23 protein-coding genes are annotated in these 25,178 nt (G+C 36.7%); 14 read left to right on the forward strand and 9 right to left on the reverse strand.

The genetic code is table 11. The features are described 5' to 3' along the window. Positions 1 to 239: 239 nt before the first annotated feature. From RUH74_RS21490 to RUH74_RS21520, 7 genes are all read left to right on the forward strand, one after another. Complete coding sequence (locus tag RUH74_RS21490) at positions 240 to 692, forward strand: MarR family winged helix-turn-helix transcriptional regulator (RefSeq protein ID WP_313803991.1); 453 nt, start codon at positions 240 to 242, stop codon at positions 690 to 692. A 16-nt stretch (positions 693 to 708) separates the two neighbouring features. Continuing rightward, positions 709 to 1,227, forward strand: coding sequence for a spermidine/spermine N(1)-acetyltransferase (gene paiA, locus RUH74_RS21495; RefSeq protein ID WP_313804054.1), 519 nt, complete (start codon positions 709 to 711; stop codon positions 1,225 to 1,227). Positions 1,228 to 1,249: 22 nt separating this feature from the next. Further along, positions 1,250 to 1,876, forward strand: a complete 627-nt coding sequence (locus RUH74_RS21500; RefSeq protein WP_313803994.1) for an FMN-binding negative transcriptional regulator — start codon at positions 1,250 to 1,252, stop codon at positions 1,874 to 1,876. Between the two features lie 710 nt (positions 1,877 to 2,586). Next, the gene (locus tag RUH74_RS21505; RefSeq protein ID WP_313803997.1) at positions 2,587 to 3,783 is read left to right on the forward strand and encodes a M14 family zinc carboxypeptidase; all 1,197 of its coding nucleotides are present in this window, start codon (positions 2,587 to 2,589) and stop codon (positions 3,781 to 3,783) included. A gap of 225 nt (positions 3,784 to 4,008) precedes the next feature. Then, entirely contained in the window at positions 4,009 to 6,822 is a 2,814-nt protein-coding gene (locus RUH74_RS21510; RefSeq protein ID WP_313804000.1) for a DUF6359 domain-containing protein, read from the forward strand. A 224-nt stretch (positions 6,823 to 7,046) separates the two neighbouring features. Continuing rightward, positions 7,047 to 7,568, forward strand: a complete 522-nt coding sequence (locus RUH74_RS21515; protein WP_313804003.1) for an RNA polymerase sigma factor — start codon at positions 7,047 to 7,049, stop codon at positions 7,566 to 7,568. After that, positions 7,561 to 8,367: a hypothetical protein gene (locus RUH74_RS21520; RefSeq protein WP_313804006.1), complete on the forward strand. Its 807-nt coding sequence runs from the start codon at positions 7,561 to 7,563 to the stop codon at positions 8,365 to 8,367. The genes RUH74_RS21515 and RUH74_RS21520 overlap by 8 nt, the downstream gene beginning before the upstream one ends. 309 nt (positions 8,368 to 8,676) lie before the next feature. Here the strand turns inward: RUH74_RS21520 and RUH74_RS21525 are convergent, their stop codons facing one another. The 4 genes from RUH74_RS21525 to RUH74_RS21535 form a co-directional block, all read right to left on the reverse strand. Then, positions 8,677 to 9,105, reverse strand: a complete 429-nt coding sequence (locus tag RUH74_RS21525; protein ID WP_313804009.1) for an SRPBCC family protein — start codon at positions 9,103 to 9,105, stop codon at positions 8,677 to 8,679. 303 nt (positions 9,106 to 9,408) lie between these two features. Continuing rightward, a complete protein-coding gene (locus RUH74_RS24205) occupies positions 9,409 to 9,492 on the reverse strand; it encodes a DUF6440 family protein (RefSeq protein ID WP_396230135.1) in 84 nt (27 codons plus the stop codon). Between the two features lie 501 nt (positions 9,493 to 9,993). Then, positions 9,994 to 11,070 (reverse strand): alpha/beta fold hydrolase, encoded by a 1,077-nt coding sequence (locus tag RUH74_RS21530; protein WP_313804012.1) that lies wholly within the window; start codon positions 11,068 to 11,070, stop codon positions 9,994 to 9,996. Positions 11,071 to 11,083: 13 nt separating this feature from the next. Beyond that, a complete protein-coding gene (locus RUH74_RS21535) occupies positions 11,084 to 11,692 on the reverse strand; it encodes a TetR/AcrR family transcriptional regulator (RefSeq protein WP_313804015.1) in 609 nt (202 codons plus the stop codon). Positions 11,693 to 11,944: 252 nt separating this feature from the next. Between RUH74_RS21535 and RUH74_RS21540 the strand changes: the two genes are divergently transcribed. The 4 genes from RUH74_RS21540 to pdxR all read left to right on the forward strand — a co-directional run bounded on the left by RUH74_RS21540 (position 11,945) and on the right by pdxR (position 16,488). Next, positions 11,945 to 12,526, forward strand: a complete 582-nt coding sequence (locus RUH74_RS21540) for a TetR/AcrR family transcriptional regulator (RefSeq protein WP_313804018.1) — start codon at positions 11,945 to 11,947, stop codon at positions 12,524 to 12,526. A gap of 183 nt (positions 12,527 to 12,709) precedes the next feature. Continuing rightward, positions 12,710 to 14,095, forward strand: a complete 1,386-nt coding sequence (locus RUH74_RS21545) for an MFS transporter (RefSeq protein WP_313804021.1) — start codon at positions 12,710 to 12,712, stop codon at positions 14,093 to 14,095. A gap of 644 nt (positions 14,096 to 14,739) precedes the next feature. Further along, complete coding sequence (locus tag RUH74_RS21550) at positions 14,740 to 14,934, forward strand: hypothetical protein (protein ID WP_313804024.1); 195 nt, start codon at positions 14,740 to 14,742, stop codon at positions 14,932 to 14,934. Positions 14,935 to 15,054: 120 nt separating this feature from the next. Further along, positions 15,055 to 16,488 (forward strand): MocR-like pyridoxine biosynthesis transcription factor PdxR, encoded by a 1,434-nt coding sequence (gene pdxR / locus RUH74_RS21555; RefSeq protein ID WP_313804027.1) that lies wholly within the window; start codon positions 15,055 to 15,057, stop codon positions 16,486 to 16,488. Between the two features lie 67 nt (positions 16,489 to 16,555). Here the strand turns inward: pdxR and RUH74_RS21560 are convergent, their stop codons facing one another. After that, on the reverse strand, positions 16,556 to 17,329 hold the full coding sequence (locus RUH74_RS21560; protein ID WP_313804030.1) for a MerR family transcriptional regulator: 774 nt from the start codon (positions 17,327 to 17,329) through the stop codon (positions 16,556 to 16,558). Positions 17,330 to 17,598: 269 nt separating this feature from the next. Here RUH74_RS21560 and RUH74_RS21565 point away from each other — a divergent pair, with 269 nt between their 5' ends. Next, a complete protein-coding gene (locus RUH74_RS21565; RefSeq protein ID WP_313804033.1) occupies positions 17,599 to 18,792 on the forward strand; it encodes an epoxide hydrolase family protein in 1,194 nt (397 codons plus the stop codon). Positions 18,793 to 18,937: 145 nt separating this feature from the next. Beyond that, complete coding sequence (locus RUH74_RS21570; protein WP_313804036.1) at positions 18,938 to 19,828, forward strand: helix-turn-helix transcriptional regulator; 891 nt, start codon at positions 18,938 to 18,940, stop codon at positions 19,826 to 19,828. 153 nt (positions 19,829 to 19,981) lie between these two features. Here RUH74_RS21570 and RUH74_RS21575 read toward each other — a convergent pair whose 3' ends face one another. From RUH74_RS21575 to RUH74_RS21590, 4 genes are all read right to left on the reverse strand, one after another. Beyond that, positions 19,982 to 20,851 (reverse strand): cation diffusion facilitator family transporter, encoded by an 870-nt coding sequence (locus RUH74_RS21575; protein WP_313804039.1) that lies wholly within the window; start codon positions 20,849 to 20,851, stop codon positions 19,982 to 19,984. Between the two features lie 198 nt (positions 20,852 to 21,049). After that, a complete protein-coding gene (locus tag RUH74_RS21580; protein ID WP_313804042.1) occupies positions 21,050 to 21,556 on the reverse strand; it encodes a VanZ family protein in 507 nt (168 codons plus the stop codon). Positions 21,557 to 21,753: 197 nt separating this feature from the next. After that, positions 21,754 to 22,431 (reverse strand): response regulator transcription factor, encoded by a 678-nt coding sequence (locus tag RUH74_RS21585; RefSeq protein WP_313804045.1) that lies wholly within the window; start codon positions 22,429 to 22,431, stop codon positions 21,754 to 21,756. Beyond that, on the reverse strand, positions 22,428 to 23,804 hold the full coding sequence (locus tag RUH74_RS21590) for a sensor histidine kinase (RefSeq protein ID WP_313804048.1): 1,377 nt from the start codon (positions 23,802 to 23,804) through the stop codon (positions 22,428 to 22,430). The genes RUH74_RS21585 and RUH74_RS21590 overlap by 4 nt, the downstream gene beginning before the upstream one ends. Positions 23,805 to 23,958: 154 nt before the next feature. Here RUH74_RS21590 and RUH74_RS21595 point away from each other — a divergent pair, with 154 nt between their 5' ends. After that, the gene (locus tag RUH74_RS21595; RefSeq protein WP_313804051.1) at positions 23,959 to 25,167 is read left to right on the forward strand and encodes a cell wall-binding repeat-containing protein; all 1,209 of its coding nucleotides are present in this window, start codon (positions 23,959 to 23,961) and stop codon (positions 25,165 to 25,167) included. Positions 25,168 to 25,178: the final 11 nt, after the last annotated feature.

Below are 25,178 nucleotides of genomic sequence, written 5' to 3' on the forward strand. Positions count from 1 at the left end.
AGTGTACCATTTCGAAGGTGTTTTATTGTGTCTCATTTATCTAGGTTAGTCTACATGTATAGCAGCTTTTTTATTCCGAAGAAGTTTTGTTTATATATGAAGAAATTAAAATTAACAGATTACAAGACAAGATACTTTTTAAACTTTCGAGGTTTTGTTGCAAATACAACAAAAATACGTTAAATTAAGTTTATATATTTTTGTTGCATCTTCAGCAAAAACGCACTAAGGAGGTAAGCATGAAGGAAATTCTTCGAGAAATTGGAATGATAGCAAGAGCATTAGATTCTATTAGTAATATAGAATTTAAAGAATATGAACTTACAAAAGGGCAGTATTTGTACCTTGTGCGAATATGTGAAAACCCAGGAATCATTCAAGAAAAGGTAGCTGAAATGATAAAAGTAGATCGAACAACTGCAGCACGTGCGATAAAAAAACTTGAAATGAATAGTTTTATTGAAAAGAAAGATGATCACGATAACAAAAAAATTAAAAAACTTTTTCCAACAGAGAAAGGGAAACAGGTGTATCCGTTTATCAAAAAAGAAAATGACTATTCCAATCGTATGGCATTAGAGGGATTTTCTAAAACAGAAGCAGATGCCATCTTCAATTTTTTGCAAAGAGTAAGAAAAAATGTCGAAAAAGATTGGGAATTTGTTAAAAAGGGAAACAAGAGAAATTATTGAGGAGCGAGATATTTATATGACCATGAATATAAGAAAGTGTACGCTTGAAGATTTAGGCAATCTTCAAGAAATTAGTCATGAAACATTTAATGACACATTTAAGCATCAGAACTCACGCGAAAATATGAAAGCTTATTTGGAAAGGGCATTTAACTTAAAACAATTAGAAAAAGAAATATGCAATCCTGCTTCGGAATTCTTTTTTGTTTATTTTAATAATGAAATTGCTGGTTATTTAAAAGTTAATACCAATGATGCCCAGTCTGAAGAAATGGGGAATGAGTCGCTTGAAGTTGAGAGGATATATATAAAGAGCAAATTTCAAAAACTTGGGCTTGGTAAATATCTGCTGAATAAAGCGATGGCCATTGCGATGGAACGTAAGAAAAAGAAAATCTGGCTTGGTGTTTGGGAAAAAAATGAAAATGCTATCGCTTTTTATAAGAAAATGGGGTTTGTTCGAACAGGTGCCCACTCTTTTTATATGGGTGAGGAAGAACAAATAGACTTTATAATGACCAAAACGCTCATATAACTTTTTGGAAAGGTGGATGATTATGTATATTCCAAAGTACTTTAAAGTCACAAATAATGACGAAATTTGGGATTTTGCTCAAAATCACTCTTTTGGCACGATTATTTCAACAGAACAAGGAAAACCAATTGCCACTCATTTGCCATTAGGGGTAAATAAAAAAGGTGATGATTACTATATTACAGGGCATATGGCATATGGAAATCCTCAGTGGAGAACATTTGAAACATGTGAAGATGTGCTTGTTATGTTTCAGGGTCCGCATGCTTATGTTTCTTCTTCCTGGTATTCACATGAAAACGTACCAACTTGGAATTATCAGGCGATCCATATGTATGGAAAAGCAAGTATTTTAGACAAAAATGAGTTAATTAAAGAATTAACAAGAATGTTGGAAAAATATGAACAAAATCGTGAAAAACCAGTTTTATGGGATAAGCTTCCTCCTGAACTATTAGAAACTCAACTGAAAGGGATTGTTGGATTTAAGATTAAAGTGGAAGAAATCCAGGCCGCATATAAACTAAGTCAGAACAGAAATGAAACGGATTATATGAATATCATTGAAAAATTACAAAATGAAGGAAATCCAAATTCGAAACAAATGGCGGAACTGATGGAAAAGAGATTAAACAATAAAAACGAGTAAATAGTTTTGTAGTTTATATTTTTTAATTAGAGTCGGGGTCTCGCTAACATTTTCTCGGAACATCCACACTAAGACAGTATTTCCATAACAGACCAGGGTCAATTACTTGAATAATATTATACGAAAAATTCAAACTCTTTCCGTTCTCTAACTAAAATAATTGATATCATAAAAGGGAGTAATTATTGGCAGTTCAATTAAAGCGGGAGGAAGGAGCGGAAAAAGTGTTATCAAATATGGGTGTCCCGAGTCTAATACTCTTCATTCTTTTAACAATAATTATAGGTGGGGTATTTTTATTGTATAGAATTTTTAAACAGTAGCTGAAGATTAACCTTTATGTAAAAAAACATTAATGGTACATCATTATGGGATCGTCCTTTACAAGATGTACCACTATATATAATTGATATTTATAAAAAGGTCAGGCTGCCTTAAGAAGATGAACTCTGTAATACACAGGTGTCATCTTTTTTATTTTATTATTACAAATTCTTCCACATCTTTCGTAAGCAGAAACTTTCGTGACTAGAAATAGTTCGAAGGAACTTGTTTTTGTAAATAATCTGAAAATAATGAATGCTTAGTTACCAAGCTGTTTTTTCCTTGTTTAGTCTTATCTATTCATTTTCAAAAAAGGAAGAGGAAACGGGAAAAGATTATAGAAATACTCCAAGGAATACACATAAAAAAGAGTGGAGGAATGGAAAATGAATAAGCTTTGGAAGGTTTTAAGTTCAACGGCTTTAGCTGCATCGTTATTGGCTGTACCGATTGTTGGTTTTGCTGAACCAGGGCCAAGCCCTCAACAGGGGGAAAACCTATCGATTGAGGGATTCATTAGCTATGAAGAGCTAGGAAGAAAATTAGAGCAGATTAAAAAATCAAGCCAAGGGAAAGTGAAAGTTGAAACAGCGGGTAAAACAAATTTAGGGCGTGACATCTATAAGGTAACAGTTGGCCATGGGGATAAGGTTGTATTAATCGAAAGTGAGATTCATGGAAATGAAAAAACGGGAACGGTTGCGCTATTAAATATTTTGCAGAATCTTGGATCAAGTAATTCAAAAGAAGCAAAAAAGATTTTGGATGAATTAACGATCGTCGTTATTCCCATGATGAATGCTGATGGCTCCGAGCTTGATCGCCGTGCAAATGACATGGACTGGGCGGAGGTAGTTGCGAAATTTCCTCAGTTAGCAAATGTCCAGCCTTCCTGGAATTATTACAATTATCCAGGGAGTTACAATTATGATCTCGACCCGGGATTTGATGTGAATCGAGACTTTAATCCAGACTTAAATTATGTTCCTAAGCCTGAAGATTTTCCTGGAGCATCGAATAAATACGGCTGGTATATTACGCCTGAAGCGCAAACACTTAGAGATGTATATAAGAGTTTAAAGGAACAATTCGGAAAAGTAGACGTGTTCATTGATCTTCACCATCAAGGATTCCCATATGTAGAGGGGACGGATGATCGTGTAACAATGTCCATTTCAGGAAAGTTCGTTAAGCATCCAAACAGCCCTGGCGGGGAAAAATATGCTGAATACGCAGAAAACTATAATTACGATTTTTCAAGGCAACTAAATCTCGCCTTATATAATGCACTTCAGGAAAAAGGAAATTCTGTATTTACAAATATTTCGTTGTATGACCAAACGATCGACTTGCCAGGTACAGCTTTAGGAGCATTTGCATTAAATGGAAGCGGAGCCGTTCTCTTCGAAGTCAGTGGGCAAACGCAAAACTTCGGCCAAAAGAAGAGAGGCCAGCTCGTTAAAACAGTTGAAACAGGCCTCATGGGCATTATCAATAGTGTGACAGATGGAACTGTTTATCAATTAAACCCAGAAGAATATGAAAACATTCCGTTAAGTGTTAGAACTCCAGGAGGATTGTAAAAAAATAGTTGTTCATATGCCCGCCAATTGAAGGTTCAGTCAATTGGCGGCTTTCATTTTGTTTAACATATTTGAGTAGTTAAACCTATATGTGACTAGTCTCTTTTTCTTATTTTTGGTATTTCATATAAAATTTACAAAAATATAATTGTGAAGATAATAGAGGCGTGCTTAACTAAATGAGAAGAAGGAATAAATAAATTAATAGAATCTGGAGGAGTTCAAATGAGAGGTAGACCTCAGAAAAAGATTTTCGGCCTTATTCTGATTTTTACAATGATTTTTAGCCTGTTTAATCCGTTCCCTGAGCATGCATCTAGAGCGGCGGCAACAATTACTGTTGCGGAGGCCATTGCCAATAATAGTGGTTCGGCAACGGTTGAAGGGTACATCGTTGGTGTTACAAATAATGGTCCTAAATATCAGCATAGTGGACCTTTTACCGTTACCACCAATATTGCCATTGCAGATTCAGCAGATGAAACAGATGCAGCAAAAATCTTGCCTGTTCAGCTGCCATCAGGTGCTATTAGAACAGCATTGAATCTAGCGGATCACCCAGAGAACTTGGGAAAGAAAATTTATATTTCTGGTACTTTGACAGCTTATTTTGCTGTTCCAGGTTTGAAAAGCCCTACTTCTTATTCATTTGCCGAGGATACGGATCCTGATAAGGTTCAAGCTGTTACTGCTAATCCGGGTGGAGGTGCGGTTTTTAAAGGTACAAAAGTAGAATTAGCGACAGCTACAAAAGGTGCAGAAATCTATTTTACTTTAGATGGGTCTGAGCCTACTACATTCAGCACACTTTACACTGAGCCGATCGAAATCAATGCGCCAGTCACTATTAAAGCGATTGCCGTCAAAGCTGGTCTAACAGATAGTGAAGTAACTGAATACGATTATATGATCCAACGGGAGGATACGATCCGAATTCATGATATTCAAGGGTCTGGACATTATTCTCCATACGCAGATCAGAAAGTGGCAGGTATTGAGGGCATTGTTACTTATGTTGTAGATGGAAGCAATTTTTATATGCAAGACAGGCAGCCAGATGATGACCCCAATACTTCTGAAGGCATTTTAGTTTATAAAAAGTCCCATAATGTAAAAGTGGGGGATGTTGTAAAAGCTAGTGGTCAGGTGAAAGAATGGGTATTGGAAGGGTATGCTGAAAAACTGCAAACCGACCTCCCAGTCACTGAAATTAATGCAACTACGATTCAAATAATTGAAAGCAATCAAGAACTGCCTGCTCCTGTTGTAATAGGAGTCGATCGTACGCCGCCTTTGGAAGTGATCGACAACGACGGTTTTTCCTCTTTTGATCCTGAGGAGGATGGCATTGACTTTTTTGAGAGCCTTGAGGGTATGCTCGTACAGATTAATAACCCTAAGGTTGTAGCACCGCAGAAATATGGAGAAGTTATTGTTGTTCCCGAGAATATTCCCACAAATACAAAAGCCGGTGGATTACGCATTACAGAAACGGATTTTAACCCAGAAAGAATGACAATTGATATTAATGATCAATCATTTGTTGCTAAAATGGGGGATCGCTTTAATGGATCTATTCAGGGGGTTGTAAGCTATGGCTATAGCAATTATAAAATCCTAAGTGATAAAGCAAAATTGCCGCCATTGGTACCTGGGACAAATGAGCGCGAAGCAACAGCAATCTTACCGGAAGATGAAAAACTGACGATAGCATCATATAATGTAGAAAACTTTTCAACGAAAACGGATGATTCAAAGGTTACTAGATTAGCAGAAGCTATTGTGAAGAATATGAAACAGCCGGACATCATTGGCTTGACAGAGGTTCAGGACAATGATGGACCAACGGACAGCGGAACGACTGATGCCAGCCTAAGTGCGGCGAAATTAATCGCAAAAATAGTGTCTTTAGGCGGCCCTGCATATGTTTATACAGATATTGCCCCAGTAGATAAATTAGATGGCGGACAGCCAGGTGGAAATATTCGTGTTGGCTTCCTTTACAATCCTGAACGTGTATCATTAATGGACGGGATAAAAGGCTCTCCAACTGAAGCAGTTGCATTTGAGAATGGCAAGCTTACACTTAATCCAGGCCGTATTGACCCGACGAATTCAGCTTTCCATTCAAGCCGTAAACCGCTTGCAGCACAGTTTGAATTTAAAGGGGAAAATGTCATCGTTGTTGCAAACCATTTTAACTCTAAAGGCGGGGATCTTCCTCTGTTTGGAAAAACTCAGCCTCCAGTTTTAAATAGTGAAAAACAGCGGATGGAAATTTCTGCGGTTGTAAACAGTTTTGTTAAAGATATTCAATCCAAGGACCCGAATGCAAATATCGTATTGCTCGGTGACTTTAATGATTTTGAATTTTCTAATCCGTTGAAAGCATTAAAAGGACAAGAATTAACAAATATGATTGAAAAAGTTTCAGCAGAAGAGCGCTATACGTATAACTACCAAGGGAATGCACAGGTTTTAGATCATATTTTAGTATCCAATAATTTAGCAGCTTCAACTGAAGTAGATATTGTTCATATTAATTCCGGCTTTATGGAAGAACATGGCCGTGCGAGCGACCATGACCCTGTATTAATTCAAACGACTCTGAAGGATCCAGTTAAGCCAGAAGAACCGAAGTATGACAAAGTGTACGATCTGGTCAACTTCAAAGCAAAAAAACTTGTCATCGGTCAGGATAATACGTTAATTATTATGGATAAAACCTCAACAATCACCGAAGGCATTTGGCTGAAAAAATCAGCTACCCTTAAAGGGGAAGGCTTAAAGGAAACAAGAGTTGTAATAAGCTCTGCGAAAAAAGGTACGGTTGTTGACCTTACTGGAACAGAAATTAAGGAAGTTCTAATTGAAACGAATAAGATAGAGGAAATTAGAGGGGCAGAGAATGTCATGCTATGGTCATTGGACAAAAAGGCTGATCCTTCCTCTATTAAATTTACAAACTCGAAAGGAGAAGAGATTCCGTCCCCTTTTGATCCTAAAGAGAATCATTCACTGCTTCTGATTAATTCTTAGGAAAAATAACGGCAAAAAAATTTAATTGTGTTTTCTGTAAAAGATATTTTAAATAAGGTTAGGCAGCATGAAGAAGATGATCTCTGTATTGAACAGGGGTCATCTTTTTTTAGTTCCATTTTTATCTAGTCGGAATAAACGAAAAAGTGTAACTATTTGTATCTTCATACGTCATTAAAGCAATTAAAAATTATTAGAAATTCAGTTCGAAAGAGGTGAATTATTTGGAGGAAGAACTAGCATTACAAAAGTTAAATGATTGGTACTGGAGCCATAGCGATGAAATTTATCGCTACATCCTTATGCTAACTGCTGATCATGAATTAGCTAAAGATTTGACGCATGATACTTTTATTAAAGCGTATAAGAGCATGAGAAGTTTTAGAGGTGAAGCAAGTGTAAGAAATTGGTTGTTTCGTATTGCAAGGAATACAACAATTGACGATGCACGAAAGAGAAAGCCCTTTCGATTTATAGTTGATTCCTATGCCTCCCTTGCGACAAACGATTATCTTCCAGAGCAAGTCACACAATTAGGGGAAAGTGAGAAAGAACTTTATCATTCCCTTATAAAATTAAAAAGATCGTATCGAGAGGTCATCATTTTAAGGAAAATAAAGGAATTAACAATCCGAGAAACAGCAGAAATTTTAGATTGGTCTGAAGGTAAAGTAAAAATTACCTTGTATAGAGCTTTAAATGCCTTAAAGAAACAAATGTTAAAGGAGGGGTATGTGCATGAATAAACACAATGAAGAAACTAAGTTCGATAATTCATTTAAAGATTTTCAAAGGATCGATTTAGATGGGGAAGATAAAGCTGTTATCCATACTAAGATTATAGAAACGATAGAACAAGCTAAAAGCCGAAAAGTTAAGTGGGATAAACAGAAAGTTTTAACTACTGTTTTTTCAGGAATATTCATCATTTTTGCAGGCTATTTTTTAGCTGCCTTTGTTGAAAACAATTATCAAAGTGCTGACCAGAAGGTTAAATCTCCATACACGGATCTTGAAAAAGAACTTTCGGATGCAATGAAAACACCTGTATATATTCCATATCATAAGGACCTTCCCTTAAAAATGTCTTTTCTCATGATGGACAGTAGGGGCGTAGGTGAGGAAATAATAGAAAGTAAGGCTGCAGTTGCTAGTCTTGCTTACAGTAATTTTGATGCTGATAAAGCGGGTGCTAAAGAATTTAAAAGAATAAATGAACCAGGAGTGATAGGAGGAGAACCAATTGAGTTACTTTATGGTGAATTTATAAAAAAAGAAAAAATAAAGGCTTATATCCATATTTTAAGCCTAGAAGAAAGTGGCAAAAGCTTAATTAATAAATTTTTATATGGTGATAAAAAAATAATCGCAGGACATCCCGTTAGTTATAGAGTAATCGGAGATAAAATAATAGGAGAGTTCATGTCTTTTACTTTTAAATATGATAATAATACAATATATGTTTTTGTATTTCCTTTAAATAAAGTGACGGAAGATTTTGCAATATCTTTTGTAGAAAAGTCAATTAAGCAAATAATACGGTGAATATTTAAAAAAGGGATCAGCCATTGATCCCTTTTTGTGTTAGTAAACTTAAGCTAGAGGGTAGCGTTTGTTCAATAGGAGGTAATTGACTTTAGGATGGTTCAAAGCCTTTATAAATATCCTGTAAAAGGTGCTGTGCAAAGGTCAGTCACCCTGACTTTTTGGACAGCACCTTATTTTTATGGCTATTTAATAATTTTAGGATACGTGAAGAGACCTTAAAAAATCTTGTTTCTATCTCCAGTCTTCGTCAAGTTTTATTCATCCGTTCTATATATTGGAATCTTCATAGCCAACAGCTGGGAATTTTTAATTGTTTGTTTGCTCAACGTATTTTTGGAAATGATTTAAAATCGCCTGCCATCCTTGTTGCTGAAACTCAAATGGATTTGTTGGATCGGCATCAAAAGTTTCAATTATTTTGGTTTCGTTTTCTTGACCCTTAAAAGTGATTCTTACTTTTCTTCCATCACCCATGGTATAAGCAATCACCTCATGCAAACATACTTCATCATAGATCCCGCCAAAATCAAAACCTGCACTGCCATCTTTTGCTTCCATTCTAGAAACGAATTTACCGCCCGCTCTTAAGTCATTTTCTGCAAATGGTGTATGCCAATCATCCGAAGCGTTGTTCCATTTTGTTATATGCTTGGGCTCAGTCCAATAATTCCACACCTTTTCTAACGGTGCTTGAATGGTTGCTTCTACTGTAATTTTTTTTGATGAAGTTTGCATGTTATTTGCCTCCTCTTTCAACCCAAATTTTTTAGACATCTGCCACTGCAGGTGCCTGGATATATTATATGTGTTTATTGTTAATTAACGCTATTAAAAATAGTTTGAAAATAATTGAGGTAGATAGTTTATAACGAGGGAACTTTATTAGTACAAAGATAATATAGTTGTTAAATTTATAATAAAGTCTATTAAAATAATAATAAAGTTGTTAAAAAATGTGAGTCATTCTATTCAACAGTCGTGCCTGATTCTGGAATAAACTTTTACCAAATGGGCACTTTAACTCATTCTCGACTATTTTTAAAAATTTTCATCTACCAAGGGTTTTCCTTCTTGATCAACCATAACGGTTAGTCCACTTCCAGCAGCAGTAAGATTCAACATATAGAACCCCCGTCTAGTTATAAACGAATAATCTTAAAAAATTCTAGCTTTCCTTGAGTATAAATAATTTCAAAACGTTTGCAATCCATAATCCCATTCTCCCTTAAAAGTACAATTCTTAATAACCTTCTTAATTTCAACATATATATATGCCACTCAATTTAAAGCTATTATTCAAGAATCTGGCCCTTTTCATGAAGAAAGACGCTTTCCTTATTTCAGAAAAGCGCATAGATGTAGCTTTGGAATAAAGATGGATTAAAAAAAATTCCTCAACCCTTATCTAACAGTAACTTCAAAAACTCTAGTATGAAAAAAGATTGATCAAAATAGATTCTTTTTTCGGGATACAACCAAATCTTTCATAAAAAAATTTGATCATTTTAGAGGGGCATGTCATTCACATTAGACACAAAATGCGCAGCTTTTGCATACTGACTTGGTTAAGATATATGAGTCCCATACCATCATGGTGGCGTATGCTGGTATGGCTTTGGAAAATTAATGTTTGATTTGATCGATAATGTCGAATAAAGCTTCGTTGAATAGCTCCTTCTGATCAAGCATTGTCACATGTCCAGCATTTGGTATTGAGTAAAATTGTTTCATTGGCGCATTGAGTTGTTCAAAGTATGTGCGAGCGAGAGGATAAGGCGTTTGCCAGTCATCTTCGCCATGGATATAGAATACTGGAACTTGATAGTCTGAAGTTAACATATTTAGATCATAGGATTTAAACAAAGATTCCAAAATAGCACGCTGTTTTATTTCTAGTATATCGCTCATTAACATGTATTTAATATCTTTGAACGAGTAAAAGGGAGAAAATAGTACGCTCGTGACTAGTTGGAGTGATGGTTGCATCGCAAGCTTATACTTACCCTGCAACTTACGGAGTTTGATTAGCTTCTTGATCATGGCATCACTAAATGGGTGCTCGGGATAAGGGCTTAAAGCCTGTAAGGTGCTAATATCTTTCTGATTTCCTACTTGATTGCTGCATTCCAATGCTTTCTCGTAGCCAATTCGTTCGTTTTCAAACATATTTACAACTTGTCCAACTCCGATATAGGCTTGAACCATCTGCGGAAATTGCAAGGTGAATAGACTCCCTAAGATAGAACCCCATGAATGACCAAGCAGAAGGATTCGCTTTTTGTTATATTTCTTTTGTAAATATCTCACAACTTCATATGTATCCTGTAATGCTTGTTCAATCGTTGTTGTCGGCGTGACTTTCTGGGGATCATTCGCAAAGAAGGTTTTACCGCTGTTTCGCTGTTCCCAGTGAACAACGGTTACTTTATCTTCCCAAGGAAACTGAAAGTCTTGGGCAAAGGGAAGCATCGGACTGCCAGGACCTCCGTGCAGGAATAAGAGGACGGGATGATCCTTATTTTCACCACGATGATATAAAAACTGCTGGATTCCACCGATCGTCACATACTCTCCCTCATCTATTCCGTTTGGTGTATGAATTTGACAGGATGCTGCACGCTTCTTTGTGTAGAGAAACCAATAAATCGCCATACTGATAGATGCTATAGCTGCTATGGAAATAATCAGAGATTGATTCATGTGAATGCCTCCTCTAGTTATTTTTGGTTGAATTTTGCTTACACTTGCTTAGATATTCTGCAATTGCGTCTACAAGAATGCTTAATGCTTGTGCTCTTCCTTGTTCACCGTATTGGTTATGATTAGAGGCAATAAAATGCAAGCCATCCATTAAATTCGCAAGTACGCTATAATCACATTGAGTATCCTCTATCCCCAACACATTCATTGTACGCTGAAAATTAGTTTTGGATTTTTCCTGTTCCTTTTTGTTAATAGGATCTGGAAGCTTGCGCAACAAATATTCCAGGTCCGATGGCTGAATATAGAGTGCAAGGCTATCTGGTGCCAAGTAAATTTCATGAAGTGCATGCGTAATCTTGTCCTTAAAATGCCCCGAGCTAGCTCCGATTTCAAGAATTCGGTCAAATAAAGCTTGCTCATTTTGCCTCATAATGTGGTAGAGAAATTCTTCCTTGGAAGGATAATAGGTATAAAAGGAACCTTTGGCTATTTGCACAGCTGCTGTAATATCGTCAACCGTAACTCGCTTCATGCCTTTCTTACGAATGAGCTCTATTCCTTTGACATACATTGCATATTTGATTTGCTCTTTCTCCTGCTCACTTATGATCTTTGGCATATGCTCTTCTCCTTTAATGACTATTTATAATGAATTGAGTCAATATAAATATAATAAGACTGAAATCTGCTGAGAGTCAATGGAATTAGCATAAAAATAGCTGAATTAAAATTTAGAATATGTTGTTCAAATTTAAAACGCAGCACATACTTGAGCACTTAATGGAGATTAATTTCTTTGTTAAGATTTCTTTATTGACTAATCAGTCCGAAATGAATAAAATAATATTCAGAAAGGAGGCAAGTATAACAAATGGCAAGAAATAAAGAGTTTGATCCATCTATTGTGTTACATAAATCTATGGAGATTTTTGGACATTATGGCTACGAAGGGACTTCGCTGCAAAATTTAATAGAAGGTTTAGGAATCGCGCGTCAAAGTTTATACGACACTTACGGTACAAAAAGGGATCTGTTTATTTCTGCAGTCAAACATTATATCAATGGAAAAAGTGCGGCTGTAATATCGTATTTAGAGAGTCCTGGGTCAGTAAAAAAGGCAATTACTGAAATTTTCTATGAGGGAATTACTGTCTTAAAGGATGATTCAAGACGTAAAGAATGCTTTATAATGGATAGTGCAATCGCTCAAGTACCTCATGATTTGGAAATCGCAGAGTTTTTCAACCAAGATTTAAAACGGTTAGAAGAAGCTTTTTATAAAGCATTAGTACGCGCTCAGGAACAGGGAGAACTTGGAAAGCCAAAAGACTTAAGTGCTTTGGCTAAGTATCTGAATCATTCCAGGTATTCATTAACACAGGTAGCTAAGTTATCATCGGATCATAAAGTATTAGATGATTTTGTTTCTGTTATTCTCACGACATTGGACTAAAAGTGAAGCTAATTAAAAGGCTTCATTCTATTTTGATTATTTTTGACCGTTCAGTCCGAAATATTAATTTTATATGTATTGTTTTGATTATTTTTTTATGTAAATTATAGACTGTTCGGTCTGAAAAGAAAGGAAGAATATTTAATGAAAAAAAAGCAATTTAAGGGGTTAGCCCTAACTCTTTTGGCTGTATCTCAACTAATCTTAGCACTCGATTACACGATTATTTTTGTAGGTTTGCCATCTATTGCTGCAGAATTAGGTTTCTCTGCAAATTCATTACAATGGGTAGTAAGTGCATTTTCTCTAGTTTACGGAGGATTATTACTAATAGGAGGAAGATTGTCAGATTTATTGGGAAGAAGAAAGATGTTTATAATAGCAATCGGATTATTCGGTTTCGGGTCTCTGCTTGGAGGGTTAGTTAATTCTGATATGATGCTCATTGTAGCAAGAGGTATTCAAGGACTAGGTGGAGCACTATTATCTCCTGCAACTCTATCATTGATTATGTCAAATTTTAAGGAAGGCAAAGAAAGAAACCATGCGATGTCAGTATGGGCAGCAATGGGAGGAGTCGGTTTATCCCTCGGGTTATTGCTTGGCGGCCTGTTAACAAATTATTTTGGATGGGAAGCAATTTTCTTAGTAAATGTACCAATTACAATTCTAGTTATTTTACTGGCACCAATTGCTCTTCAAGAGAGTAAAGTTACTTCAACTACACGTCATTACGATTTAGCTGGTACTGTTTCAGTGACAGCAGGAATGATTTTAGTGGTTTATTATCTAATTCAATCGCCGCTTGAGGGCTGGACAAATCAGACAACAATCATCCCTGGATTTATAGGAGTTTGTTTACTTTTATTGTTTGTAATGATTGAGAAACGTACAAGCGAACCATTAATACCTTCTAGTCTGATTCGTATTCGCAGTTTAACCAGCGCTACAATCAGTGCCGCTTTGTTTTCTGCATCTTTTGGTACACTTTATTATTTTTTAACTCTTTACACTCAAGAAGTATTACATTTCTCTGCGATTCAATCAGGAGTGAGCTTTCTACCTTTAACACTTAGTGCTTTAGTAGGTTCTAAGTTTATTAATAGAATGATTAGTCGAATAGGGATTGCTGGAACAATGGGGACTGGAATGGCACTTGGAGCGCTTGGTTTTATTATTCTTACCCAATTAACTGTATACGGCTCTATTTGGGCAATGATAGTAGGTACTATTATTATAGGTTTGGGTCAAGCATTTGTATTTACAACCATGTTTATTGCTGCTAGTTTAGGTATTGAAATGAAACAACAAGGTATTGCAGCTGCTATTATAAATACAGGTCAACAAATTGGCTCCGCAGTGGGGTTGGCTGTAATTATGGCAATCATCTCAGCTACCTTCAATACTAGTGGTTCATTGGAACAAATGGGGAATGCCCTTTTGACCGATGCAGTGCGTATGGCATTGATTATTGAAGCTATAATTGCCCTTGTTGGGTTATTAGTAGCATTTACTTTAAGACAAAAGAAATCGTCTTCATTGGTAACAAATAAATCAATGGATAAATGATTAGATAATGGAACAATAGCAGAATTATTGTTCCAGAAGGAAGGACTCGTAATAATTGACACTAAATTTATGAAGGAATGAACTTCCATTAAATGGTAACAAGAGTGAAGATAAGTGGCTGTCTTTGGGCAGCCATTGTTTATTGTGCTAATGAACAGGATTAGGGATTAGGTCCTCTAATAAAGAAAGTATATCTTTTAAACGCGGCTCTCGGAGTGCCATATACGTGAATTGATTGCTAATCATATAATAGAGGTCTAGCAGAACTTTATTTTTATTAATTAACGTTTCCATGACACTCAAAATAATGGCTTCGTACCGTGTTTCTTTTTATTATTGCTAAAAGTGAAAATGAAATTGATTATAAAATTTTCAATCAATAAAGGGCTTTATCATTCAGTAGTAGTAACAATGCTGATTATAAATCAAAATTTTGTTTATAAAAATGGCAAGGAAAATGGATATGCCGTCAAGGGAGTGGTGAAATCCATTCCTTTTTTGTGATTTAGAACGAGGGCATTTTTCTTCGTGTGTGAAGTGGATGGTAAAAATTATTCAAAAGTGGATGGGTCAATTCTTTTTAATTTAATTTATACTGATTACTTAAATGCAGGTGATTAAATCATTTTTTATAGAGGTGGACGATGAAATTACTAATAGCCTTTGTCTTATTTATTTTGTTAATTGCCTTGGTTGGGACTTTAATGGTAACGAGGAAAACGGATGAAACATATAGTGAAACGACGAAAAAAAATACGACTAACTTAACATTAATATATGTTGCGGTTATTTTTTTATCTATTATCGCCCTTGGTGTGTACATTAGCTTTTTTGCTTAAAGGAGTTAGCTTTAACCATATATGGATCAGGAGAATTCAAAACATGATCTAATTTTCGTTATAATAGATCAAAGTAACAAAAAATAGTTTACAATTTTGAATGGAAAGAGATGGAGTGAAATGGACTGGAATCTTGACCGAAAAGCTAAAAAGCCGATATATAAACAAATTGCCGAGTTTATTGAAAACGGAATTGCTGATGGGACCTTTCCGCCAGATAAACCTCTTCCATCCGAGAGATGCTTAGCTAAAGAGCTACATATCAATAGAAGTACAGTTGTATCTGCATATGATGAGCTTGAATCAAATGGTTTAGTTCAACGAATACGCGGAAGTGGCACGATGATAAGCCAGGATATATGGGGGATAACGAAAAAACGTATCCCTAGTTGGAACAGATATATAGAAGCCGGTTCATTTTTGCCCAATTTGCCGCTCAACCAAAGAATACGTAAAGAGATGGAAGAGAAAAAACTAATTAATCTAGCCAGCGGTGAATTATCAGAAGATCTCTTTCCAACGAGTGCATTAAGGGAGATTACGTCCACTCGCTCGTTTATCGGTCGGTTAGGTTATGATCATCCTCTGGGGAATGCAGCATTGAGGACAACCATTGCAAAGCATGTGAAGGAACTGCGAAAAATTGAAACAAGCTTCGCTTCAATTTTAATTACTTCTGGAGCGCAGCAAGCTTTGCATTTAGTCGTTCAATGTTTGTTAAAGCCTGGCGATGCCGTTTTAATAGAGGACCCGTCCTATCATTACAACCTTCCAATATTTCAAACAGCAGGTATAAAAACGTACTATTTACCGGTCAATGATGAGGGAATAGACACGGATGAGTTATTGGCATTACATAAAAAACACCGCATTCGAATGATATTTTTGAATCCAGCCTTTCAAAATCCAACAGGCACTTTGCTAAATGCGAAAAAGCAGCAAGCTATTTTGGAGATATCTTCTGAACATGGCATACCTGTAGTGGAAGATGATCCATATAGTCTAATGTCTTTTAAAGGCGAAGGGGTGTCAACGTTAAAGTCAATGGATAGGCACGGGAATGTTCTTTATATTAGTTCTTTATCAAAAGTTGTCGCTTCGGGTCTTAGAATCGGCTGGATTATTGGTCCGAGTTCAGTAATAGAAAGGTTATCTGATGCCAAACAGCAAATTGATTTTGGACATGCGAGCTTTACTCAATGGATCGCTAACGATTTTTTGGAGTCAGCGCATTTCCATTCACATATTCAGAAATTAGTGAAGGAACTAGAAAAACGGTGCTATCAAATTGTCTCAAGCCTTCATTACTTTTTAAAAGATCAAGTAGAATTTACGATTCCGCAAGGTGGGATCCATATTTGGTGTAAATTAAAAAAAGACGTAGATGAAATGAAGTTATTGGAAAACGCGATTAAGCGGGGAGTCATCTATGTACCTGGTGGAATAATGGGATCTCAAAAAGGGCATGTGCGATTTACCTTTGCCAGAGAAAAGGAGAAGGCTATCGATGAAGGAATCAAGCATTTTGCAGATGCCCTACATTCTACTATATAAAGGAGAATCAAGGTTGAACCATGATTCTCCTTTTGCCGTACTTTAGGGGTGCTTCCACCAAATAACTTTATTCCTGGTTCAATTCTGCTTGTTTCATACAATATTCCATTGCCTCGTTAAGCCATTGCTGCTCATCATCAGTAAACGGGGAGGGTGTCATATTTTCAAGTTCCTGAATATCCAGTTCTTCGACGTTAGCATCAGCTAGTTTTTGCATCAAATCCTCACCAAGAAATGCAAAAGATGCTTCTAGAAACGTTTTAATCATTTCTTGTACTATTGGGTCCTCTACAGGTTTGCCGTAAAGTTGTTTTACTTCCTTAGCTAATTGAATAAATGTCTGATCCAAGGTGGATTTCTCTTCTTCTGTCTTCTTTGACAATTCTTCTGCTATATCAGGTTGCATGTGCCGTTCCATCCATTCCTTTTGTATATTCTCTGTTTGCATGCTATGGATGAGAGTGAATAAAATGGCACTATCTACTTCGCCCTCTTCCTCAAGTAACTTAATAACTCTCTTAATAGCTGACATTGATTGTTCAATTTGTTCTTTTTCTTCTTCTAATGCTTGTAAGTGAAGAGTTAAAGTTTCATTTAAATCATCAGTAAAACTCGATTCGTGAAGCAAGTTGTTGATTTTTTCGAGACTATACCCAAGAAACTTAAGACTTACGATTTTCTGCAAGGTTAGAATATCTTGGTGTTTATAAATACGATGTCCGGACGTAGGATGCTTTTCTGGCTGTAAAAGACCGATTTCGTCGTAGTAATGCAAAGTACGGATGGAAATTCCTGTCCTTTCTGAAAATTCCCCAATAGAAAACTTATTATTTCCTTTCATCAAAATCCCTCCCATAAAAAGTATAATTTCATTATAAAACCTGACGTGGCTGGAGGTTCAAGCAGAAATTTGGGTGATGATGAAAGTTTATATATCAGGAAGTAAATTGTACGACCATTTTGATTCATTAGCTAAATTATGAAAACTAAGTTGTTAGCCTTTTTAAAAAATTTGAAGGAGTTCATATCAAAATTTTCAATCCTGACATACAAGATGTCAGGATTGAAGGTATATTCTGTAATTATCCCAATATTGAAAGGAGTTTTAGTATGAGTACATGTAACTTTGAACAGACAAACCAATCTTCAGATCAGGTGGTTGATTCCATTCATCCCTTCCGTATCGAGGTTTCAAAAGTTGATCTTGACGACTTGAAAGAACGATTAAATCGAGCACGTTTGCCAGATGAACTGCCGGGAACCGGATGGAAACGCGGTGTGCCGAAGTGGTATATGGAGGAACTGAGTGATTATTGGAAAAATAGCTATGACTGGCGTATGCATGAAGCACAACTTAACGAGTACCCTCAGTTTTTAACAAAAATTGACGGGCAAAACATTCACTTTCTTCATATAAAGTCGCACGAACCTGATGCAACTCCGTTGATGCTCATTCACGGTTGGCCGGGATCGTTTGTCGAATTTCTGGATGTTATCGGTCCTTTAACGAATCCACGTGCTCATGGCGGGCAAGCTGCGGATGCATTTCACCTTGTTATTCCATCCATACCGGGCTTTGGATATTCCATCCCATTAAGTGAGCCAGGCTGGACACCTTGGCGTATGGCGGAAGCTTTCATTCAGTTAATGGAACGACTCGGTTACAAACAGTTCGGGGTACAGGGCGGTGACACCGGCGCATTTATCGCTCCTGAGATGGGACATATTTCACCAGAACGAATAATTGGTATACACCTCAACGCGTTACTTACTTTTCCATCAGGTGAAGAAGGTGAGCTGGATCATTTGACAGAAGATGAACAAGCACGTATGACAAGATTGGAGACGTTTAATGATGGTTATTTGCAAATACAATCTAAAAGCCCACAAACTCTGGCATACGGACTAAATGATTCTCCAATCGGCCAATTAGCCTGGATTGCCGAGATCTTTAAAAGATTGTCAAATACTATGGATGGTTTGGCCGAGCAATCAATTAGCCGTGATCGAATACTGACGAATGTTAGCTTATACTGGTTTACCGGAACGGCTGGTTCATCAGCTCAAGTTTATTATGAGTCCATGCATGACGAAGCTGCTTGGGTGCCAAAGGGGCGTGGTACAGTTCCAACTGGAGTGCTGTTATCCCTGTCTCAGGATACAGCAATCAGAAGTTTAGCTGAAAAAAAGCATAACATTGTTCGTTGGAAAGAATATAAAAATGGCGGTCACTTTTTTGCCTTAGAACAACCTGAACAATTTGTTGAAGATGTACGTATGTTTTTCAGGATTGTTCAATCATAATAGTCTGCACGTAGTGAGAAGAAAAGGGATTGAAATGTATACTTGTAAAGTAGTATGTTATGTCAGAGAAAGTTCTATTAATATTGATTTTACCTAATGAAATAGAGGCTGCTAGAAAAGTTTATTCATATGAGGAGGGAAGAAGATGAAACTCGATCGTTTGCTGGGCATCACGATGGCTTTGTTAACCAAAAGGAGAGTGACAGCCACGGAGTTAGCTTCTAGGTTCGAGGTCTCTATTCGAACAATCTATCGTGATATTGAATTAATTAATCTATCGGGTATCCCTGTTACTTCATTCTCTGGTACAGATGGCGGTTTTGAACTAATGAGCGGGTTCTTCTTAACTAAGCAATACTTCTCAATTGATGACTTTTCTGTGATCTACAATCTTTTAAAGGAAATGGATGGTGCGGTTGGAGGGAGAGAATACACAACTATAATCAATAAGCTTAGTACCTTACAGCCTGCCCTCTTACTTGAGGATCGGCAGGACAAAATTATTTTCGATATGAGCGCATCGGAGGAAGAGAAGGAGATTATTTTTCCCTTGCTAAAAGCGATCGATCAAACGAAAAGGATTGAGTTTACTTATACAAATGCTTTTGGCCACGAATCAACCAGAAAGATAGACCCGTTGAATCTTTTATGGGAGCGGGGAACTTGGTACATAGACAGCTATTGCCTATTACGAAAAGACAAGCGCTATTTTCGCGTTTCAAGGATAACTAATCTCGAAGTGTTAGAAGAGCCATTTACTCGGAAAATACAGTACAAACGTCTAGATCAAGAACATGGCACAAACACCCACCTCCGTTTTGCTTTATCGGCACAGCCTCGAGTGTTCGAGCAATTTGCAGGAGAATTTACACTTCACGGAGATTTTATTGACGTACAAACCATATTTTATTCAAGAGAGTATGCGATCTCAGTCATTTTAAGCTATGCTGAAAAAGTTGAAATTATTTCCCCTGTTGAACTGAAAAATGATTTGATGCAAAAGATTAATGATATCCAAAAGGTTTATTTAAATTGAATGCCTATCATATGCATAAATTGACAGAAATAACGCCGGTAACCTAATTCTAACGGGTATTGGCGTTGATTTTTCTTTGTGTCAAAGTATGTTCAAGTTTCTAGACGTATAGGAATTTGACTTTTTTATTATATATAGAGATGTTTTTGCTATTTAGTTCGGCTCTACATGAACATGCACATCATATACCCCATAATCTTTCATCATGACTTTTTCGACATGGGTTGCGATATCATGTGCTTCTTTAATATCCAACGTGGAATTAACAAGAATGACAACATCTATGACCTCATTATTTCCATAGTATCTTCCCTTAATTTCTTTTATTCCTTTCACGCCATCCACTTTTGTGATTATTTCCTGATAAAGTTGAATTTTCTTTTCATCAAATCCATCTGAAAGTTCATGGGAAGCTTGTTTAAAGATGTCCCAGGCGGTTTTACAAATTAGTAGTCCGACAATAATAGCAGTTACTGTATCCAGCCAGGGCATTTTTAATTGGGAGCCAAATATACCAATGGCTGTTCCAATACTCACCCACGCATCAGAAAGATTATCTTTTGCGGCTGCCATAACGGCTTTGCTGTTAATTTTATTCGCTAGCTTTTTGTTGTAAAGATATACAAAGTACATGGCTAGTGCAGAAAAAACACCTACATAAGCCGCCATAATATCTGGCGCTTCTTTTTCTCCTTGAAACATGGAGGTGATCGCATCTATTAATACTTGCAGACCTACTGCTACCATAATAAAAGAGGCGACCATTGATGCAATCGTTTCACTTTTCCAATGTCCATACCGGTGATCTTTATCAGGCGGTCTTTGTGATAATTTAAGTCCAATGAGTACAGCGATAGATGCAATAATATCGGTCGTATTGTTAAGTCCATCCGCTTTTAAAGCAGCAGAATCACTCATGTATGCAATAACTAATTTTATGATAGATAGACAGATGTAGGCGAGAATACTAATAATTGCCCCGCGCTCACCTAATTTAAGATTTTTATATTTTTGCTCCTCCAAATAACATTCCCCCCCATTACCCCTTGATCATGATACAACTTAAAAGATGGGTGGGTCTAGAGCAACCTTTTTGTACAGTTTTATATAAGTAAGTGAAAGGCAAGTAAGTTGCGCTTGGGAAAAAACGCTAATAACAAGCATTGGGGAATGATCTCGGATATCATATTGACAGAGGGCTTCTGTAAATTGAAAAGCATACTACCAATTAGTGATGGTTGCTAGGATTGAGATACATAGAATAGGTATCCCTACTAAGGCTGAAGCGACGGTTATTAGCTTTCTAATTTGATGCCCACTTTTAAACATTTTCTCCAATACTAAATAAATCAGTATTCCAATTAAACCACCTAGAGAGTTTAATATAAGGTCATCAATATCACTTGCACCAATAGCGAATATATATTGGATGATTTCAGCTCCTAAGGACATACCACAAATGATTAAAAAGGTTTTGATGGCCTTCCCTTTAATAATCATCAGATAAATCCCTGCAGGAACAAACATAAGAATATTTCCCCATACGTTAACATCTACCCATTTGGTGCGGATGCCATCGTCCACATGAATATAACTGCGGATGGTCTCAAATGGGATGAGATTGACGTTTCTATAGGTGCCTCTTGATAAAAATAACAAATCTATTAATAAAAATAGATAAAAAATGAGCATTGTCCAAAATAAAAATGGATATATTCCTTTTTTCATAGATAATCTCCTTCTAAAAACTTTCTCCCTATCCTGTAATAGACGAATGGGAATGGTAAAGCCCTACAAATTTATAAAAAATATTTTATGGATTGCCTATCAAATTAATGCACCGGGCAGTCCATTAAAACTTCCCTTATAATAGCTGCAGCTTATTTAGTCATTGAGCTAGTTTATCAGTATAGAACAATAATGTGTTATGATTTTCCCGCCCATTTATATCCAACTCCCCAAACTGTTAGCAAGTAATTATCTGCAGGGAATCCAGCTTTTCGAAGCTTTTCTCGTAGATTTCGGACGTGAGAATCTATGGTCCGATCTTCTGTTGAAACTTCATATCCCCAAATAGAAGTGATTAAATGCTCTCTCGTAAAAACCTTATTTTGATTGGTAAGAAATAAGCGCATCATTCCAAATTCCTTAGGTGTTAGTAGAATTTCTACCCCATTGTACAGGAGTTCATAGGAGTTTTGATCAAGAAAGAGACCGCGGAATGAGATTTTTCCCGATTCGTTTTTTTGTCTTCTTAAAACAGCTTCAACCCTTGCGATTAGCTCTTCTTCGTCAAAAGGTTTAGATATATAGTCATCCGCCCCATGATTTAACCCTTTTACAATATCCGATTTTTCACTCATAGCTGTTAGCATAATGATAGGGGTGTCCCACATTTGCCTGATTTTCTCACATGCGTCTAGTCCATTCATTTCAGGCATCATAATGTCTAAAAGAATTAAATTAACCGGATGTGTTTCTAAATAGTGTATTGCCTCAAGAGCAGATTCTTTTTTTATACAATGATACCCGATAGGAGATAAGTATAGTGATAATAAATCAAGCATCATTGGTTCATCATCAACGAGTAAAAGTGTCTTCATTGTTTCAGTTCTCCCTTAAAGATTAGTTCTACCTCGGTTCCTGCATGTTCTTTGCTTTTCACATGTATTTGTGCCCCATGCGCGTGAACAAGCTCCTTTACAATCGCCAGTCCTAGTCCCGTGCCACCTAAAGAGCGTGTTCTTGATTTATCCACCCGATAAAAACGGTTAAAGATGAGTGGAAGCTCCTTTTCTGGTATTCCCTTTCCGTTATCTTGGACGGCAAGATGAATCGCTTTTTTCCTTTGCCAAGCTTTTAGTTTTATGTCTCCTCCTGGTTGAGAATACTTGATGGAATTATCCAGTAAGTTGAGAAGAATTTGCTCAAGTCTCAATGGATCTGCTTGGATAAATATATTTTGCGGGCATTGCAATGTGAAATGTAAGCCTTTTTCTTGAAATGCGAGGAATAGCCTTTGTTCCATTTTTGTAAAGAACGGCTTTAATTCGATACGTTCCTTTTGGATGGCAAATGAATTTTGGTCCATTTTTGCAAGATCAAATAATTCTTTGATTAGTACAGATAACCGGTTCGACTCTTCCACAATAATTTTTAAATATTTTTCTCTTTCTTCATCCGGGAGCTTTCGTTTTTGAACAATGTCAGCGTATCCTTTGATATATGTTAAGGGCGTTCTCAATTCATGGGAAATGCTAGCCAAGAATTCATTTCTTTCTTGTTTTAAATAGTTTAAATCGGTTGCTAATAATTCTATGGATTTTGCTAAATCGCCTAGCTCATCATCAGAAGTGATAGGCAAAGAAACAGAAAATTCTCCTTTACTCATTTGTGATGTGGCTTCTTTCATTTTCAGAAGCGGCTTTGTGATTCCTTTTGAAAGAAAAACGATAATAATGATTGTCAGACATACGGTGATCCAGCCTGCTAAAAAAAAGTGCTCATTTAATCCTTTTATGAGCGAATGTACAGATACCGTGTTTTCGAACATAAAGACATAGGCTGTCAACTGTCCGTTGACTTCAACAGGACTAACAGTGGCAATATAAGGTTCGTCTTTCCAATTGTCTTCAACAATTTGTCCCTCGGCTGTATTGAGGGAGTTGGGTATCTTTAAATATTTCTCATACTGTGCAATACCGGATGAGGAGCCGAGAACTTTCCCGTCTTTATTAGTAATAATGACATCTGTCAATGATTCCGATTCCATTAAAACGACGTGATCAATGGTTTCTTTATCAAAATGCTTTTCAAGGACGGCTCGATGTGAATTTCCCCTAGCCTGCAGGGCTTTAAGCTCTTCTTCCACTCTAGATTCAGCAATGCCCATATGCAAAAAGAAAAACATGAAAGTGATCAGTCCAAATATAATTAAGAAAAATAATATCCCAAGCTTTACAGAGAGTTTTTTCAATCTGCTCACCTAATTTCTATCGATTGCTTTTATTTTACTGTAAATATGTGAAGAATTTATGCAGAGAATCGCTTACTTGTGATTTGTGCATAATTTCTGCATATATTTTGGGTATTTTAAGTGAGAAAAGCTTGAATTAGAAAGGGGATTACCAATGAAAAAAATTCTATCATTATTTTTTCTATTTATCGTCATGATTGGGTTGTCGGCATGTTCATCAAATAATAAGGATGAAAGTAAAACAGAGAGTACGGATGCAATGAAGCACAGTTCAATGGATGAAAGGGAGAATTCAGAAGGTTTCTCCGATGTGTTTAGTACAAAAAATGTAACGAGACTAAATGCAGAGAATATTATTGATGCTGCAATAAAAGTATCAAAAACAATCTGGCCATCCACACATATGGAAAATAGACCAGGAGCAGTCATTTTAGCCCCTGCGGATAATTGGCAGATTTCTCTTGCTGCGGCAGATCTCATTCACCATCCGAACAATGGACCCGTTTTATTTTATGAAAATAATGAGATACCTGAAGCTACATTAAAAGAACTGGCTCGGCTTGGCCCAGTTGGTACAAAAGAAGGGACAGAGGTAATTGTCATGGGGAAGGCAGGTCAAAACGTGTTAGACCAGCTTAAGGATTATCAAGTGGAACAAATTCAAGAAGAAGATCCTGCTGCGTTTGCAAGAGATGTTGATAAAAAATATGCAGAAGCAAGCGGTGAACTTCCAAATAGTCTCATCATTGTTTCATCTGATAAAGAAGCAAAATTGTATTCATTAATTGCTGCAAATTGGATTGCCCATATGCCAGAACCAATCCTTTACGTAACGAAAGATGGGATTCCTGAGGCGACGAAAGAGGCGCTATCACTTAGAAACAGCCAAGCAAGGATATATGTACTAGGTCCGGAAACAGTTATATCGAAGGAAGTGGAATCAAGTTTAAAGGAATTTGGGACAGTGACAAGAATAGATGGAAAAAATCCAGTTGATGCTTCTATTGCCTTTGCCAAATTTAAAGATGAGAAAACAGGATTTGGATGGGGACTAACAGAACCAGGACACGGGCTTGATTTCGTCTCAACTGAGGATGCGGATTTTGCCGTTGCAGGAGCGCCGTTTGCCCATCTTGGGAAGCACGCTCCGCTGATTTGGCTGGAAAAAGGGGAACTATCTGATGAAACACATGCATTTTTAGGTCAACTGCAGCCAACATTTACAGATGATCCAACAGTAGGTCCTTATAACCATGCATTTATCATCGGATCAGGCAAGGCGGTTTCGATGAATACTCAGGGCATGATTGATCAGATGCTTGAAATTACTTCTGCAGACGGCGGAGGACATGGGGGACATTAAAAAATATCAAT

Origin of the sequence: Cytobacillus sp. (assembly GCF_032154635.1) — a bacterium.
Lineage (GTDB): Bacteria > Bacillota > Bacilli > Bacillales > Cytobacillaceae > Cytobacillus.